Origin of the sequence: Shewanella sp. BJSY2023SW005, assembly GCF_047314585.1 — a bacterium.
Classification (GTDB): domain Bacteria; phylum Pseudomonadota; class Gammaproteobacteria; order Enterobacterales; family Shewanellaceae; genus Shewanella; species Shewanella algae.
The window spans coordinates 49,974-64,802 of sequence record NZ_JBKORJ010000055.1; the positions used below are offsets into that span (position 1 = coordinate 49,974).

The following is a 14,829-nucleotide window of genomic DNA, read 5'->3' on the forward strand; positions in this document are numbered from 1 at the left end:
TAGTTAAAATGATAATGGTTATCTTTTGTAAGTTTGTGAAATTAAAGGTTAATTTGTAATGCGTCCCGCTTTGGGCTAGGCTGGAAACATTGACTTGGATCAAGTTTAATCAAAGCTAAAGGACGAGATAATGAAAGGTCATCCCAAAGTGGTGTCCCAGCTCAACAAGGTGTTGACCTGTGAGCTGACAGCCATCAATCAGTACTTCCTTCATGCCCGCATGTTCAAGAACTGGGGCCTGGAAGGACTCAACCACAAAGCCTACAAGAAATCGATTCAGGATATGAAGCACGCCGACAAGCTTATCGAGCGGGTGTTGTTTCTCGAAGGCCTGCCCAACTTGCAACAGTTGGACAAGTTACGCATAGGTGAACACAGCGAAGAGATGCTGGCCTGTGACAAACAGATGCTGGAAGAGCAACTGACAGTGCTGCGAGATGCCATTGCCCTGTGTGAGACTGAGCGTGATTATGTCAGTCGCGATATCCTCGAGGATCTGCTGGAAGATGAAGAGGAACACCTGGATTGGCTGGAAGCTCAGTTTGAGCTGATAAGCCTGACCGGACTGGCGAACTATCTGCAGTCACAGATTGAGAAAGAATAAGGAGACAGGTATGAAAGGCCATCAGCAAGTCATAGATGTGCTCAACAAGCTGCTGACCGGGGAACTGTCGGCAATGGATCAGTACTTTGTGCATGCTCATATGTATGAAGACTGGGGGCTAAATGAGCTCTATGAGCGGATCAAGCATGAGTCGGACGATGAAAGAGAGCATGCCGCCAAGTTGATTGCACGGATCCTGTTTCTGGAAGGCACTCCGGATGTTGCCAGTCGCGACGCCCTCACCATAGGCAAGAATGTGCAGGAGATGCTGCACAACGACTTGCAATATGAATATAAGGTTGCCGCCAACTTGAGAGAAGCCATCACCTTGTGTGAGCAACTCAAGGACTATCAGAGCCGGGAGTTGTTGGAGCTATTGCTGGAAGAAACCGAAGACGATCACATGTATTGGCTGGAGAAACAGCTGGGCCTTATCGACAAGGTTGGGTTACAGAATTACATCCAGTCCAAGATGTAACGGTATCTGTAACGGTATCAAAGCCGTCACGACAGGAGCCGCTATTACGGCTCTTTTGCTATCTGGTGTTGCATTGAGCCTGAATTGAATTTGAATGCACTTGAGTTGGGCAATAAGGCACTGAATTGCTTCGGTTTGGTGCAGTGGATTGTTTACATAGAAAATTATATTGTTTCTTGTCATTTAGTATTCAAAATTGTTAACAGATTCTGATACATTGCTGGTTTCCTTAAATAAAAATATAACAAATAGGACTCGCAATGGAGCAGATAAGACGTTCTCTCAGTTTGCAACTTGTATTGGCTATCGTCGGTGCCCTGGCGCTGTTGTTGTCTATAGTGGCCGCCGTGATGGTCAAGAGCAGCAGCGACGATACCCGTGCCCGCATAGATCAGGACATATCGGCGCTGATCACCCTCAAGGCCAATGAAATCGGCAATTACTTCTACGCCAAGGGGCAGATTATTCACTCTGTCTTTGCTAACCCTGCCATCAATAACTGGTTTGCCAAATACCATAGCCGTGGCTCGGATCTCAGCCTCGATCCCGGCTATCAACAGCTGGTGGATTACTTCCACTTTTTCTCCGAGCAGGACAAGGAGATCAAGTCGGTGTTCTTCGGCTCGGCCAATACCTTCGAGTACTTTGATCTCAATGGCCGTTACGATGGCGATCCCGACTACTACACCAACAAACGTCCCTGGTGGCAGGAAGCGATAGACAGAAATGGTTTGTTTGTCGGTGACCCGGCCGTGGATGCCAATGACGGCTCAATCTCGGCCACGGTCAAGACTGTAGTCAAGGATGCCAATGGTCGCCTGATAGGCATAGGCGGTATGGATATTCTCATCGATACCATAGGTAAAAACCTGCTGGCGCCAATCAAATACCGGGGCGAAGGCCAGGCGTTTTTGATGACGGAGCAGGGAAAGCTGGTGTACTTCCCGGGTTTTAACCAGGGGTTTCCCGCCGGCTCTGATGCGGCCGTTATTGACAATCTCAGCGGCGACAATCAGGGTTTTAGTGAACTGAAACGTGAAATGCAAACCCGGGATGCCGGTATTGCCGAAGTCACTTATCAGGGAGAGTTGCAGCGGGTGAGCTACATTGCCATTCGCGGTGACTATCCCAAAGTGCGCTGGTATTTGGGGTTCATGTTGCCCAATGAAGTGTTTCAGGCACCGGTGAAGCAAAGCCTTTGGCAAACCAGCCTGGTCTCAGTGGGGATTATTTTACTGGTGGCGTTAACCGTTTTCCTGATGATGTTGCCGTTTCGGCGTAATCTCAATAGCCTGCTGCACACCATGGAAGATATCGCCGAGGGTGAGGGCGACTTGTCACGGCGCATTGAAATCAACCGCGCCGATGAACTTGGGCGTCTCGGCGCGGCATTCAACCGTTTTGCCGCCAAGGTGCAGAGTCTGTTGCTGGAAACCCGTGAACTCAGTGGTCGGGTGGATAATGGTGTTGCCGCCGCGGCTGAGGTGTGTGACAACGCACTGGCCTCTGTCAGCGCCCAGAAACAGGAAATTGCCTCAGTGGCCACAGCCGCTACCGAAATGGCCCACACAAGCCAGGAGATGGCGACCAGCGCCCAACGAGCCGCCGAGTTTTCCGAGACGGCGTTGTTGCAGTCCAGAAACGGCGCAGATGTGGTGCAGCTGGCCAGTCAGGGAATGCACTCACTTTCCACACAGGTCAACCAGGCTGCGGGGGTTATTCGGGCGCTCAGAAGCAGCTCAGAGGAGATAGGCGAGGTGCTCAGTGTGATCCGCGCCATTGCCGAGCAAACCAATCTGCTGGCACTCAACGCCGCCATTGAAGCGGCTCGCGCCGGCGAGCAGGGAAGGGGCTTTGCGGTTGTGGCCGATGAGGTGCGCACCCTGGCATCCCGCACTCAGGACTCCACGACCAATATTCAGGGTATTATCCAGACTCTGCAGCAACAGGCACAACAAGCCGAACAGGTGATGGAAGCCGGAGTCAGGGAGGCCAACCAGGGCCAAAGTCTGACTCTGGAAGTGGAGCAGGCACTGACGGAAATAACCGCGGCAGTGGATGCCATCCAGCTGCAAACCATGGAGATCACTGCGGCGATAGGCCAGCAGGCTGTGGTGGCCGAAGAAGTGGCCTGCAACATTGAAAATGTTCGTGGCCGCTCCGATGAATCCCTGAGCGCCAGCGAAGAGCTGTCACATCAGATGCTGGCATTCCAACAGTTGGCCACGGCTCTGGGGCGCAACATAGGTCAGTTCCGCATCGATTAAGACGAGCTTTAAATCCATTAAGGAGAGCCTTGGCTCTCCTTTTTTGCTCTCGATTGATCTGCTTTTTCGTTATCCTGGCTTGTTAACTGTGTTTTTATACAGTACTCTGTTTGTGTCCGGCTCGACCGAGCCCTTTGAGATCCGGAAAGCAAGCTTGAGAAAGATCATACATATCGACATGGACTGCTATTTTGCCGCGGTGGAGATGCGTGATTTTCCAGAATATCGTGGTCGACCTCTGGCCGTCGGCGGCAGCAGTGACAGACGCGGGGTGATAAGCACCTGCAATTATGAGGCGCGTAAATTCGGCGTTCGCTCTGCCATGGCCTCGGCCTATGCGTTAAAGCTTTGCCCGGATCTGCTGCTGATCCCCGGGCGCATGTCTGTCTATAAGGAAGTCTCGGCAGAGATACGGGCCATCTTCGCCCGCTATACCTCACTGATTGAACCTCTGTCGCTGGATGAAGCCTACCTGGATGTATCCGATAGCTCACTATACCAAGGCTCGGCCACCCTAATTGCCGAGGCTATTCGCGCCGATATCCTGGCGGAAACCGGCCTGACTGCCTCGGCAGGTATCGCCCCGGTCAAGTTTCTCGCCAAGGTGGCATCGGATCTCAACAAGCCCAACGGCCAGTATGTGGTCACGCCACAGGCACTGCCCGAATTTGTAAAAAACCTGCCGCTTATCAAGATCCCCAGCGTCGGTAAGGTCACCGCCCAGAAGCTGGCCGATATGGGGTTGCATACCTGCGCGGATGTGCAAAAGGTGCCGCTGGCCAAGTTACAACAGCGGTTTGGAAAGTTTGGTACCTTGCTTTATGAAAGGGCTCAGGGGATAGACGAGCGTGAACTGACCATCAACCGAGAGCGCAAGTCTGTTGGGGTAGAAACCACGCTGGCAGAGGATATCCATACCCTGGCTCAGTGTCGTCAGGTAATGCCACCGTTGGTGCAGGAGTTGGCCCGCCGTCTGGAGCGCGGAGCCAAAGACAGGCAAATTCATAAGCTGGTGGTCAAACTCAAGTTCAGTGACTTTAAACAGACCACCATAGAAACCCGCTCGAGTGAGTTATCTGTGCGCCTGCTGGATGACTTGCTGACCCAGGCATTGCAAAGAGCCAACGGCCGTGGCATCCGTCTGCTGGGGGTGGCTGCCGGGCTGGTCAGCCAGGATGATAGCCACTCACCGGCAGAGGAAGCTCTGCAGCAGTTGGATCTGGCTTTCTAATCCCCAATTGATGGTTTGCACTCAGCGAGGGGATAAACAAGCTCCATTTCTGTTCCATATGGGCTCTTTATAGTAGGTTTTCAGCGTATTCCGACTCACAAGCATAGCTGGCGATACCTTGCCACTGTCGCAGTGTAAGTCTTACTGTATATACGTAATTATAAGCTCGATACAAGCTTTCTGTTGAATTTCTGCGAATTTCAAATTCTAAAAAACCAAAATCTATTTTTAATAGATTTCTATATTAGAGTGAATGGGCTCTACTTAGTTACGTTTTGAGATCTTTGTAATAAGTTTTAAATCGATTTGATGTGGTGATGGTTTTATAAGAAGCATTTAACTTGCTTGATGGGAAATATTCTTTGAATTTTCGCGTTTTCTTGGTGAGTGTTTCTGTTTGTATCCTTCTTAACTCTTTGAGCTTTCTGAGTAACACCTGAAGATTGGTAATGTAAAAGTTAATTATTTTAATGTTTGGTTTTTTGTGGTAGGTTGTTTGGATAACAAAAAGTTTGCTTTAAGTTGGCTTAACCCGTTTTTTTGGGACTATTGATAATAATTAAAACATGGAGTGTTTTATATGAAGTACGGGCTCCCCATTTCCCTTTTTTGCTCTCTATTGCTACCCAAAACAATGTATTTGCTTCATCCAGCGTCCCTTTAAGTGGCTCTTTTCGGGTTAGTGAGCAAGGTGCGGCAACATATACCATCCCCATAGATACTCCCGCAGCCAGAGGCAAGTTAAAGCCCGCCGTAGAGCTGAGTTATTCATCAGGTGGCGGAGAAACCATTATGGGATTGGGGTGGGGGCTTCAAGGGCTTTCCGCCATCAGCCGCTGCCCAAAAACCATTGAACAGGATGGCTATTTACAAGGTGTAGAGCTTACCAACAAGGACAGTTACTGCCTTGACGGTGCTCGTCTGGTTTTAACCGCCGGAACCCATAGTCTAAATGGCGCCGAGTACTGTAAGGAGCTGGATGATGCCTCTGTGGTGACTGTGATTGGCCAGGCGCCTGGCGGCGGTCCAGCGGCCTTCAAGGTTGAAACCAAATCGGGAGACACCTATTTCTATGGCGATGTGGATGAGGTTTCCGGGAAGCAGTTTCTGGATGTGAATGGCACCTCATCATCCGGAGATGGTTATCGGTCCGTATCTCAAAACAACAGTGATGTGATTTATCATTGGAGTCTGAAGGCCATTGAGGACTCCGTAGGTAACTACATTAGTTATCACTATGAAAACACCGCTGGTGAGCAATACCTGAAAAGCATCGATTATGCCGGGCACAGCAATGGTGAGGCTCCCTATAATCAGGTCAGATTTATCTATACCCCCCTCAGTTACCCTAAGTATGGTTATTCCTATGGCACCTCTGTTGCGATAAAGCAGCAACTGCAAAAGATTGAGGTGAGGCTGGATGACGAAGTCGACAAAACCTATTACCTGACGTATCACAAGGCGACTTCCAGTGATAAGCATGATTACCTTGAGCAGGTTAAAGCCTGTATTGGTCAAACCCAAACCGACTGCAGTACACCGATAACCTTTGAGTGGGACAGACAGGCGAGTGCGTCTGCTGGCCCTGCTTATCAGCCCTTTTCCGGCAGACGGGCGTTGAGGATTCCGTCCGGTAACAACGACACCGCCAAGTTTTTTGATATGGACGGTGACGGTTTATCAGATATCGTTTATGTACGGGACGGGCGTTGGTACAAGCGTGGTATTCAGTCGGGTATTGAACAGGCGATGGCCTCGACCGGTGCCGGTAAGGCGGCTTATGCCCAAACCATAGACTATGATGGTGATGGCCAGCGTGACTTGCTGGTGGCCAACAGTGAAACCGCCAATTGGCTTTTAAACCCTCCACTTATCAGCACACAGTGTGTGAGCCTAATGGCGGCGGTACTCAACTATGTGAGGATATTGAGCGTGTGGTGAATTACACGCTCAAGGATTTGGGGCTTAAGGCTATCGGGCTTGAAGGCAAGGCGCTGGTTGCCGATGTCAATGGTGACGCATTGGAAGACATCATCTTCATTGATGGTGGCGCCATCAAGTGGTATCGCAACTTGGGAAATGGAAGTTTTGCTGCGGCGCAAAGTCTTTATAGCTTCCCCAGTACTGAAGTTGGGCACAACACCAGCGTTCACCAGTGGCATTCCAGTCGAGGTTTTGGCAGCTCCTTTATGGATATCAACGGTGATGGACTCACCGACTTTATGTTGGAGGTTAGAGAGCGGGAAGCTGTGTGTATCTCCGGTAGCGGCAAAGTGATTTCGGGAGTGACCGAAAACGAATGCCGGATGGACATCAGAGGTACTTGGTCTGTCAGTGATTACGAGTATTGGAACCTTTATGTCTCTACTGGCTCCAGTTATCGCCGGCATCAAAAAATTTATCGTGGGCAGCACAATAATCTCAATATCGCCAATACCTTACGCAGTGCCGATTTCAATGGTGATGGCTTGTCGGATATTGCCTATGTCCATAATAATAAATGGTTTATTCAACTGTCAGATGGCAATGGTTTTTTGCCTCGAATCGATACGGGCGTTACCACTTCCGATACTCAGAAGTACAAAACCTATTTTATCGATATCGTGGGTGATGGTAGAGCTGAAATGGTGGTTCAGCATACCTCGTCTCAGGCGTTGGTGTATCACTCCAACCCCGAGTTAACTTCATGGACCACTTATGGCGCAATCAATGACCTGTCCGATCAACCATTGAATTTCGCGGATATTGATGGTCGTGGAAAGCTGGATATTGTCTCTCTCAGTAACGGTCAATGGCAAAGGTTAACCCATAAGAGCCATGCATATCACAATACCATCAAGGGGATTACCGACGGATTTGGAGTCAAGACCAGGGTGACTACGCGCCGCTGACGGAAAAGTCTGCTGGCGAATACAGTGTCTATAAGACTCAGGTATCCAGTTATCTGGACAGCAGTCGTAACTTCTCCCTTATTCCGCCGCAAAAAGTTGTTAAGCAAGTTGCCACCGAAACCGGGGACAGCAGCCAGGTTTCCGTTAACTATGAGTATGGCGGCTTGCTGATAAACCGTTTGGGGCGTGGCTCGGCCGGGTTTGAGTTATTACGCACCATAGACAATCAGACTCAGGTGGTGACCGAGACTATCTATCATCAGTTGTTCCCGCAAATAGGTTTGCCCCTGGCAACCAAACAAACCTATCAGGGAAAAACCTTGTACTCGGCAACCAATGAATACAGCTTTCAGCGAGGCAATGACGGCATTTATCGCCGGGTTGAAGAAAACGTGGTGGAGCGTACCTCTCAATATGGCAGCGATGGAGGGGTAAGGGAGTTAACGCAGACAAACACCCAGACTCAGTTCGACGACTGGGGAAATGCCATTGCCATTAAAGCGGATGTGACTGACCTTGAAGCCAATCAATTGGTTTCAAGGGGCGAGACGGTTAACCAGTATGACGGTCATGGTGGCGGCGAAGCCAAGGGGCGACTGAGTCATACCAGGGTGACTAAATCACGCTTTAATCAGCGAGAGCAGGTTCAGGCGATAGTGACCGAGAGCGCATTCAGCTATTACGATAACAGTTTGCTGATGAACTCAACGGTATCGCCAAATGACAATCGCTACAAATTGACTACCGACAAAATCTATGACATTTACGGCAACACCCTGACCGAGCGGGTCACCGGAGGCGTAGATGCCGCCGGCAACACCCAGCAGTCGAGACAGATGAGCTATTTATTCGATGCCAGAGGGCGTCTGCTCAAGACAGTGACCAACGCGGCAGGCGACAGCAGCACCTATACCTACAATGGTCAGTCGGCAGACCAGGTAACGGGTAAAATCACTCAAATTACCGTGACTGATGCCAATGGTCGCAAACTGACCAAAGACCATGACAAGTGGGGAAGGCTGGTGCGGGAAGTCACTCCGGATGGTGTTCCAACAAGCTATCAGTATGCCACCTGTGATGCCGGGTGTTCACCTCTCAGTCATGGCCATTTGGTTACCACCAAGACCAAGGCCGGTGCGCCTCAATCCAAAGTCATCACAGATAAATATGGCCGTGAAGTCGGTAAGCAGAAGCAGGGTTTTGATGGGCAATGGATTGTTACTGCAACTAGCTACGATGCGCAGGGAAGGCCTGTCAGACAATATGAACCCGCTTTTGCCGGTATCAGTGCCTATTACACCGAAATAGAGTACGACCACTTTGGTCGGGTCATCAACCAAACCAATCCCAACGGCGGCGTTTCCAGTATTCAATATCTGGGATTTGAGACGCTGACGATAGACCCCAATGGCAAGCAAAAGCGTGCTATCTCCAATGCCATGGGTGAGCAATTTAAAGTTGTTGATGATATCGGCAACGAACTGGAGTTTGTCTATGATGCCAGTGGCAAGCTGGTGAAAAGTTTTATCACCTCAGCCTCGGGACAAGAGCTGCTGCGCACCGAGGCAAGCTATGATGCCTACGGCCGCAAAATCAGCACCAAGGACATTGATAAGGGACAGTGGCGCTACACTTATAACGCCTTTGGCGAAATGCTGTCACAGACCAATGGTAAATCCCAATCCAGCTTTATCTACTATGACATTCTAGGGCGTAAAGTCAGGCAAACTGAGCCAGATGGCACCTCTTGCTGGACCTATGGTAACAAAGGCAGCAAAACTGCCGGTTTACTTATTACGGAAACCCGTTTCGACACCGTTGTGTCCAATTGCTCTCAAACCGGCTGGGTACACAGCAAGCAGAGCGGGTATGACAGTGCCGGCCGGTTGGCCAGCAGCAAGACAAGCATAGCAGGTAGTAGCTATGAGCATCGCTTTAGCTATGACAGCCATGGCAGAGCGGCGACTCAGACATACCCCAATAACTTGCTGACGGTTGTCAACCACTACAACGCTCAGGGATACCTTTTCAAGCGTACCGACCAACAAACAGGTAAGGCATATCAAACTATCACCGAAATGAATGCCCGAGGTCAGGTGGAGCAGGTGCGTTATGGTAATGGTGCCCAGGAATCAACCGTTTTTGATGCAACCACTGGCTGGGTTAGCGGTATCAATTTGACCACTGCGGGAGTAACAGCCCATCAGCTTGACTATCGCTTTGATACTGTAGGTAACCTGGAGTACCGGCAGCACAGCCTGTCTTCGGCTCCGGCCACATTCAGCGAAAACTATCACTATGATGATTTGTATCGCCTGTATGAACGTACCGTCAGCATCCACTCCGGTGGTACGAGTCTGCCATCAGACTTTAAAGCCACCCATGAGATGCAATATGACGATTTGGGCAATATCACCTTTAAAACCGGTGTTGGTGATTACCGCTACGATAGCACCAACCCCTATCGTCTGGCCTCCATTGCCAACACAAGTACAATTGCGGCCAGTAAATCCTGCCCGGCAGGTTATGCTTTCAACAGCAGCAAAACCAGTTGCCTCAAAACGGAGACAAGAGCGGCCACTGCGGTATGCCCTGTCGGCTATAGCTGGAATGGCAGCAACTGCCAGAAAGCCATCTCAACGCCTGCGACTCCTGTTTGTCAGGCAGGTTATTCCTGGAGTGGTAGTCAATGCCTTAAAACAGTATCCAGTCCGGCAACCGCCGTTTGTGCTGCGGGTTACAACTGGAATGGCAGTACCTGCCAGAAGACTGTGACATCACAGGCAACCGCAACCTGCTCAGCCGGATACACCTACAACAGCACTGCTAAACGCTGTGAGAAGAAGGTGGTTTCCAGTGCTGCCAAGACTTGTCCGGCTGGTTATAGCTATTCCAGTGCACAAGATAAGTGTACTCAAACCAGTACTACCTGGGCTAAATGGGTATGTACGGGAAGTGGTGGAGGAGGTAGAGACCCCAAGAGTACTATCCCTGAGTTCAGTACCCGTGCCCAAGTCTGTGATTGGAAATGCCCTTCGGGTTATAACAATGTGTGGCCTGGTGGAGAGCAGTGTAAGAAAACAGAGCTGGCGAATTATACCTATACCTGTCCAACAGGAAGTACGCTTTCAGGCTCCAGCTGCACCAAATTGCAAACCCAGAGTAATGGCTGGTCATGTCCCGCAGGCAGTACCCTGTCCGGCAGTAGCTGCAACAAAGTAGTGACCCAAAACAACACTTGGTCATGCCCGGCCGGCAGTACCTTATCGGGTAGTGTCTGTAACAAGAATTATACTGCAGCGCCTAGCTGGTCCTGTCCTGCTGGAACTGCGCTGTCAGGAACCAACTGCACAGGTACCCAGACAGCCAGCCCCAGTAGTTGGAGTTGCCCAAGTGGTTGGTCGGTTTCCGGTAGCAGTTGTCGCCGTCAGCTCAGTGCCGCAGTGATCTATTCCTGTCCGGCCAATGGTGTGCTCAATGGTTCAAGTTGCCTGATATCCGATGGGCCATCACATACCATGACCTATGACAATAATGGCAATATCACCCAGGATGGCAGTCGCCGTTTCACTTACAGTTCTTACGATTTGGTCACCAACATTACTCAAGGTGGGGAATCAACCCGCTTTAAGTATGATGCCAACCGGCAACGCTTCGAGCGTTACGACGTTAAAGTTGAAGCGGGAGTGACAAGCTATCTCACCACCTTATATGTCGGGGGGTATGAGAAAGTCACCCGTAGCGGCGGCAACAAACCGGCACTCACCGAGCAAAAATTGTATGTCGGCAATTTGGTGATAACCAAGCGTAGTAATAACACTGTTGACGAGTTTTATCTGCACAAAGACCATCAAGGCTCAACCACGACGATTACCAATAAGTCCGGTAATGTGGTGCAGCAGTTTACCTATGACCCTTGGGGTAAACAAACCGCCGCCTATAGCCATTCACTGTTGAATGATTATATCGCGCCAGCTGCATCCAAAGGTTATACCGGGCATGAAGGTATAGATAACCTGAATCTTATCCATATGAATGGGCGTATCTATGACCCCACCATAGGACGTTTCTTGCAGGCCGATCCGCATATCCAAGCGCCAACCGATACACAAAGCTATAACCGTTATAGTTATGTTTTGAATAACCCGATGAGTTATACCGATCCGAGTGGGTTCTTCTTTAAGAAAATAGGAGAATTCTTCAAAAAATTCTGGAAACCGATTGTTGCCGTTATTGTGACTGTTGTTACATATGGCGCAGCATCGGGTTGGGTTGCTGGTTGGGGGGCTACTTGGGGGACAGCAGCAACTACAACCAGTGCCGCATCTTTGACAACAGCCGGAGCCGTCGCAACCGGTGCGATAGCGGGAGCAGCCGGAGGGTTTGCTGGAGGAGCGCTTGCAACCGGTAGTTTGAGAGGGGCACTAAAAGGTGCTTTTTCCGGAGCGATAGCCGGAGCAGCAGGAGGATACGCCAACTTTGGGAGTGTTGGTGGCTTTGGCGATGCATTCAACCGTATCGGTGTTGCTGCTTTGGGAGGATGTGCTGCAGGTGCTGCATCAGGTGGGAATTGTAGTCAAGGTGCTAAATTGGCGGTTATGGCTCAAGGCTTGAAAATTGCTATGGATAAGTACTCAGGATATGAATCATCATGGAATACCTCAAAGGAGAACGCTGTTATTAAGCTCGAGGGTACAGGTGTTGAAAATGCCAATGTTAGCAACACTGGAACGTCGGTAGAAGTCAAGGTAGGATCTGATGCTGTGAGGCGTGGGCTTGTGGGACGGGATGTGTCAACACTCAATGCAAAAGACCTTGAGGTATTGAAAAGCTCACTGGCTAAACCTCGAATGGACTTTTTTGACTGGTCACCAGCGGAAAACAGGGTGATATTTGACACTTCTAATGTGAATTACTGGATGTCGGAATATTCACCTGTACTACAATGGTCTTCAGAAAACGTCGGTGGTTTTAGAGCCTTTTCCGTATTCCACGATAAATGGATGGCTAAATGGAATATACAAAATAATCTTATCTTGGCGACAACAATTCCTCCCGCTATAGCCGCTCAGTATTATGCTTTGGGGCTAGAGAATCACCGTTATTATTTGACTAATCAGGAATGAGGGCCGTAATGCGAAATATATTTCTGACTATGTGTTTTCTTATGGGCTATTGGTTACAAGGATGTGCCTATTATGTCTATGATACTCATACCGCTTATGGCCTGAACAGGGTTGATACGGAGGAGTACTTAGGGCCAATAGATACCGGCTACGACTCTCCGATCACCAGCCCGGTACTTAGTTTTGATAATGGTGTACAAGTTAAGTTCATGATCCCTGGTATATATAATCATCCACGAAAGAAAACGGGTATTGACTATCTGGATGATATTAACATAGAGATTTTTATAACATCACGAAAAGCAGGGATTTCTCTGGATGTACAAAATATGGTGTTGGACCAGTATCGAACCGGCAGAAAGACTCCCCTTCGATTCCTAGAGAAGAAACGTTACCCAAGTTTGGAGAAAGGGAAGGAAGGGGTATTGGTTTGTAGATATTCTGATTCCGAAGAGGCTTTCTCTGATTTTTATCAAGGGGAGCGTATCGAGTTGCCCTATCGAGAGACTGGCTTAAGTCTGGTCAAAGTCGGAGTGCTAATAGTAGACCCTGATATACTCTGTGGTGAATTAGTTGCTATGAATATCAATTTTGTCGGAGATGATGGATACTTCACTATTAATCTGCCATTTATAGATGATTCAGGGAGAAAGGAGTATACGGTGTATTTTTATCCGGTGGGAATACGATACACTATGAAGTAAACCATTATGATTTAGTTTTAGGTAATTAGTTGTCTTTTGAGGTGTAGAATGAAATTTAAGCTGTTATTGATTTTTTGTGTGTCTATGCTGTTTGCTGGATGTGCTTCTGTACCTACTGAAAGTACTGAAGTTACAAATAAAGCTAAACAGTTTACTACTCCTTCTGATGGGCATGCCGGTCTGTATATATATCGGCATGGCAATCTAGGTGGAGCGCTGAAGAAAGATGTTTTTGTTGACGGTGACTGTATTGGCGAAACAGCCCCTAACATTTTCTTCTATCATGAAGTTAAGGGAGGGCAGAAGCACACAATATCCACGGAGTCTGAATTTTCTCCTAACGACTTAGTACTAGAGACAGAGACTGGCAGAAACTATTTCATAAAACAGTATATAAAACTCGGGGTTTTTGTTGGTGGTGCTGGTCTAGAGCATGTTGAAGATAAAAAAGGGAAGGAAGTTGTAACTAAGCTTGACATGGCAAAGAAAGGTCGATGTAGTAAATGATCGCTGAATAGCATGTATGTTAGTTAGGGCAGGAGGCTTATTTTAGCTGAATTTGATATGCTTATTCTAATGGCAGAGTGCTGGGAACATTTTTGTGCATTTTAATTGCTAATGAATGTGCGAACAAGTCCCATGTGTGCTCTGCGTCGGCTTACAGGCCTGGGCAAGGGGGGGCGCCGCAAATGGCCCTAGTCCTTTGCAAGAATCACAACACAGCAGATAGGTCTGTAAGCCACGCCCTTCGGGGCTTTCACAGCAACCGACTCTCTGTGTTATCCGACTTCGACAGGCCCCGGCATGCCTTCAGTCAGATGTGTGCAAGCCACTCTTCACGCCAACACATCCAGAAAACAGCACTTATCTGTTTCACAATACGATTTGCCTACCAGCTTTGCATAGAGATAACGCTCGCCAGACGGGTAACCCATTGGCTGATAGTCGCGTGAGATTTGGTCATGTTGAGCAGGCGTTAGCAGGAAAACAGGACAGCCATATCTTTTTGATGTTTCGCCCAGGCTTGACTAGGCTTTGAAATACCCATCAAAGCTCAGTCGAGGTTGGTTATGACCACTGCCCGTCGTCAGTTGATAGATGCTGAAAGTACACCTTTCTACCACGTGATTAACCGTTGCGTCAGAAGGGCATTTTTGTGTGGTGAAGACGCTCTGTCGGGGCGCAGTTACGAACATAGACGTGGCTGGATAGTGGATAAAATCAGGCAGTTGTCGTCAGTATTCTGCATCGACGTTTGCGCTTATGCGGTCATGAGTAATCACTACCATTTGGTGCTCAAAATCGACCTTGCTGCACAACAAGCGTTGTCGCCATTTGAAGTCATTGAGCGTTGGACAATGCTCTTTAGTGGCAATCCTGTGGCGGCAAAGTTCCTCAAGGGCGATAGTCTCTCAGACGGTGAGCGAATACTGTTGGATACGCTGATTGGTGATTGGCAGGAACGCCTTGGCAGTATCAGTTGGTTTATGCGCTGTTTAAACGAAGATATCGCCCGCAAGGCCAATCG

At 49.0% G+C, this 14,829-nt stretch carries 10 protein-coding genes and 1 pseudogene; 10 read left to right on the forward strand and 1 reads right to left on the reverse strand.

The features are described from left to right. The first annotated feature begins 130 nt into the window (after positions 1-130). The 4 genes from bfr (ACMHXI_RS17810) to dinB all read left to right on the forward strand — a co-directional run bounded on the left by bfr (ACMHXI_RS17810) (position 131) and on the right by dinB (position 4,580). A complete protein-coding gene (gene bfr, locus ACMHXI_RS17810) occupies positions 131-604 on the forward strand; it encodes a bacterioferritin (RefSeq protein WP_025011866.1) in 474 nt (157 codons plus the stop codon). 10 nt (positions 605-614) lie between these two features. Further along, positions 615-1,082, forward strand: a complete 468-nt coding sequence (bfr, locus tag ACMHXI_RS17815; protein WP_025011865.1) for a bacterioferritin — start codon at positions 615-617, stop codon at positions 1,080-1,082. Positions 1,083-1,342: 260 nt separating this feature from the next. Beyond that, positions 1,343-3,349 carry a methyl-accepting chemotaxis protein gene (locus tag ACMHXI_RS17820; protein ID WP_144165627.1) on the forward strand — a complete coding sequence of 669 codons (2,007 nt, stop codon included), beginning with the start codon at positions 1,343-1,345 and terminating at the stop codon, positions 3,347-3,349. Positions 3,350-3,503: 154 nt separating this feature from the next. Beyond that, entirely contained in the window at positions 3,504-4,580 is a 1,077-nt protein-coding gene (dinB, locus tag ACMHXI_RS17825; protein ID WP_208184981.1) for a DNA polymerase IV, read from the forward strand. A 527-nt stretch (positions 4,581-5,107) separates the two neighbouring features. On the opposite strand, the gene ACMHXI_RS17830 is transcribed toward dinB, so the two are convergent. Continuing rightward, entirely contained in the window at positions 5,108-5,296 is a 189-nt protein-coding gene (locus ACMHXI_RS17830) for a hypothetical protein (protein ID WP_243891941.1), read from the reverse strand. Between ACMHXI_RS17830 and ACMHXI_RS17835 the strand changes: the two genes are divergently transcribed. The 6 genes and pseudogenes from ACMHXI_RS17835 to ACMHXI_RS17860 all read left to right on the forward strand — a co-directional run. Then, on the forward strand, positions 5,295-6,521 hold the full coding sequence (locus ACMHXI_RS17835) for a SpvB/TcaC N-terminal domain-containing protein (RefSeq protein WP_413735668.1): 1,227 nt from the start codon (positions 5,295-5,297) through the stop codon (positions 6,519-6,521). The two genes, ACMHXI_RS17830 and ACMHXI_RS17835, sit on opposite strands and share 2 nt — an antisense overlap. Then, entirely contained in the window at positions 6,515-7,471 is a 957-nt protein-coding gene (locus tag ACMHXI_RS17840; protein WP_413735663.1) for an FG-GAP repeat domain-containing protein, read from the forward strand. The genes ACMHXI_RS17835 and ACMHXI_RS17840 overlap by 7 nt, the downstream gene beginning before the upstream one ends. 164 nt (positions 7,472-7,635) lie before the next feature. Then, a complete protein-coding gene (locus ACMHXI_RS17845) occupies positions 7,636-12,597 on the forward strand; it encodes an RHS repeat-associated core domain-containing protein (RefSeq protein WP_413735665.1) in 4,962 nt (1,653 codons plus the stop codon). An 8-nt stretch (positions 12,598-12,605) separates the two neighbouring features. After that, entirely contained in the window at positions 12,606-13,301 is a 696-nt protein-coding gene (locus ACMHXI_RS17850) for a hypothetical protein (RefSeq protein ID WP_025011862.1), read from the forward strand. Between the two features lie 48 nt (positions 13,302-13,349). Next, complete coding sequence (locus ACMHXI_RS17855; RefSeq protein WP_025011861.1) at positions 13,350-13,808, forward strand: DUF2846 domain-containing protein; 459 nt, start codon at positions 13,350-13,352, stop codon at positions 13,806-13,808. Between the two features lie 563 nt (positions 13,809-14,371). Next, positions 14,372-14,829, forward strand: a pseudogene (locus ACMHXI_RS17860) (alpha-amylase family glycosyl hydrolase); the annotation flags it as partial.

Excerpts from the sequence above, each read along its gene's own strand:
- bfr (WP_025011866.1), top strand. The coding sequence starts at position 131 with ATGAAAGGTCATCCCAAAGTGGTGTCCCAGCTCAACAAGGTGTTGACC.
- ACMHXI_RS17820 (WP_144165627.1), top strand. The coding sequence starts at position 1,343 with ATGGAGCAGATAAGACGTTCTCTCAGTTTGCAACTTGTATTGGCTATC.
- ACMHXI_RS17850 (WP_025011862.1), top strand. The coding sequence starts at position 12,606 with ATGCGAAATATATTTCTGACTATGTGTTTTCTTATGGGCTATTGGTTA.
- bfr (WP_025011865.1), top strand. The coding sequence starts at position 615 with ATGAAAGGCCATCAGCAAGTCATAGATGTGCTCAACAAGCTGCTGACC.
- ACMHXI_RS17830 (WP_243891941.1), bottom strand. The coding sequence starts at position 5,296 with ATGGGGATGGTATATGTTGCCGCACCTTGCTCACTAACCCGAAAAGAG.
- ACMHXI_RS17855 (WP_025011861.1), top strand. The coding sequence starts at position 13,350 with ATGAAATTTAAGCTGTTATTGATTTTTTGTGTGTCTATGCTGTTTGCT.